This is a genomic window from Myroides sp. LoEW2-1, from assembly GCF_009767705.1.
Taxonomy (GTDB): Bacteria; Bacteroidota; Bacteroidia; order Flavobacteriales; family Flavobacteriaceae; genus Flavobacterium; species Flavobacterium album_A.
Genome location: NZ_WSPP01000284.1, coordinates 1 through 2,104 on the forward strand (window position 1 = coordinate 1; position 2,104 = coordinate 2,104).

The 2,104-nt window shown below is 28.3% G+C and carries 3 protein-coding genes; 1 reads left to right on the forward strand and 2 read right to left on the reverse strand.

All coding sequences use genetic code 11. The annotated features are described in order from the left end of the window. Window positions 1-61: 61 nt before the first annotated feature. On the reverse strand, window positions 62-229 hold the full coding sequence (locus GOQ24_RS14500; protein ID WP_160340013.1) for a hypothetical protein: 168 nt from the start codon (window positions 227-229) through the stop codon (window positions 62-64). Window positions 230-235: 6 nt separating this feature from the next. Next, a complete protein-coding gene (locus tag GOQ24_RS14505; RefSeq protein ID WP_160340014.1) occupies window positions 236-541 on the reverse strand; it encodes a hypothetical protein in 306 nt (101 codons plus the stop codon). A gap of 386 nt (window positions 542-927) precedes the next feature. On the opposite strand from GOQ24_RS14505, the gene GOQ24_RS14510 reads away from it, so the two are divergent. After that, a partial coding sequence (locus tag GOQ24_RS14510; protein ID WP_160340015.1) for an NACHT domain-containing protein occupies window positions 928-2,104 on the forward strand: 1,177 nt, incomplete at its 3' end.

Here is a 2,104-nt window from a genome sequence, read left to right on the forward strand (position 1 = left end):
CATGAGAGTACATTATTTCTTGTTTGCTCATCTCTTTATTATTTCAAGCAAACTTACTACCTTACGTTAGCTTATGAAATATGGGCTTGGTCGGGTGGATACCTTGCATTGAGAACTTATATCCTTCAGATAGTTTTATACAATCACCTTCAACAACTACTTCTTTACTCCCTGTCAAAATTAGGTTAATCAATGGAACTAAAACGGTATAATATTCTTTTGTTTTCATCAGCAATTACAGTTTAAAGTTCTTCTTGAAAGTATCTACTTCAACTTGCTTTTTAGGCAAAGAATCTTGTGCTTGCTTTTGGTTGAAAGTATCTTTGAAAATTTGAATGTCACTACGATGTATTGAGTCTTGTTCTCTTGCCTTTAGATTTGCATTGAATATACTGTCTTGCTTGTTTCTTTCTTTATAAAAGTTTTCCATACGCTGTTGCATACGTTTTAGACTCTCTTCAGCTAGTTGCTTTTTGGTTTTCTCTTGTGCTATTGTAGTAATTGAAAATAGGAGTGATAATAAGAATACTTGTTTTTTCATAATGCCTAGTTGTAGTTAATAAAAAAGCGTGGAACTAAGATCATGTCCTTATCAGAGGTTTGCGACAACCCAACAGCCAGACAGACTCAGCCCACGCCAATATAAGGCACGGGCGTAAGTCTATCGCTATGTTGGCTGTCATCTGAAGGTCGCAATTTCTGATAAACCAATAACGATAGATTACGCTTGTTCGTAATATTTTCTGATACAAATGTAGTTATTTCTACATGAATGTAAATGTCTTAATTTGTCATTATAGTGATGATGTTTTAATTCTTTTTAACTTGTTTGAATTATATGTATTTTTATGATCTTGAAAATAAATCATTAGGGTTTATTATAGTAATTGGATTAGGTTTAAGTATATATTAATAATTGATTTGTAGATGGATAAAATTAACAAAATAGAAAGTTTAACCTTTGAAGAGGTAAGAGAGTTTTTTTCTAAATTACTTGTAAAACTTGATTATCAAAATGTGGAGATTATTAACTCAACTCAAATGACAGCTATACGTAGTAATGGTCTAATGTCTGAGTCTTATTTGTTTATGTTTTATAAAGGAAAATTAAGTGGTAATGTTGAAACAGAGTCTCTTGTTAAACTTATTAAAGAAATATTTACTCATAGATATTCAAAAGTTTTTATAATCTCTAATAAGTATATATCTACTGGTATTAGAGATAAAGTAGATATTAATAATGTAGAATGGATTGGTAGAGAAGAGCTAATTAGTTTAGTAGATGCAAAGTACTCTGAATTTTGGAGACATGGTGATAGTAATTTAATAGAATATGAAAAGTTTTATTTAACTGAATTACTTGAAGATTCAGATTTAAAAACATTAAGAATTTTTAGTGATAAATATAAAAAGTTAAATGATATTTATATTGATCCAAAAATTGAATTTTATGACCAAGATACAACAAAGAAAAAGTTTGTAAAAATAAAGAAGACTTTAAATGATATTGTTTCTGAGCAAGACCCTTTGATTATAACAGGTGAAGCAGGGATGGGGAAATCAACTTTGTTAAAGAAAATAGGTGAAAAATTAATTTTAGAGAATGATAATATTGATACTCGTATTATACCTGTCTATATTTCTACTTTGGAATTGTTTGAAGCTGGTTTAAATGTAGAGAAAGTTGTAATAGAAAAGATTAGTCTATTCTTTAAGATTGATAAAATTGACGATTTTTTAGAGAACTATAAATTATTGATTTTGATAGATAGTATTGATGAGTTTGAAGATTCTCAAAAGGAATCTATTATAAACTATCTTAAAGATATTAACGAAAAAAAGAAGGTACGTTATATAATTGCATCTAGAAGTAAGGAGTTCACTATTGGAAATACAAGTTTAAATGAAGTAAAGTCATATAATATATCAAGATTTGATAACAAACAAATTGCACATTTTGTGCAAAAATTCTTTTTAAATGAAGGAGGACGTGCTGAGAAGTTACTAGATGCTTTAAAAGATAATAGAATAATTGATAAGTTACCAATTAGCCCTTTAACCTTATCTCTTATTACAATTCTTTATGAGGAGAATAATTTAGAAG

Coding starts and splice junctions, on each gene's coding strand:
- GOQ24_RS14500 (WP_160340013.1), bottom strand. CDS start 229: ATGAAAACAAAAGAATATTATACCGTTTTAGTTCCATTGATTAACCTA.
- GOQ24_RS14505 (WP_160340014.1), bottom strand. CDS start 541: ATGAAAAAACAAGTATTCTTATTATCACTCCTATTTTCAATTACTACA.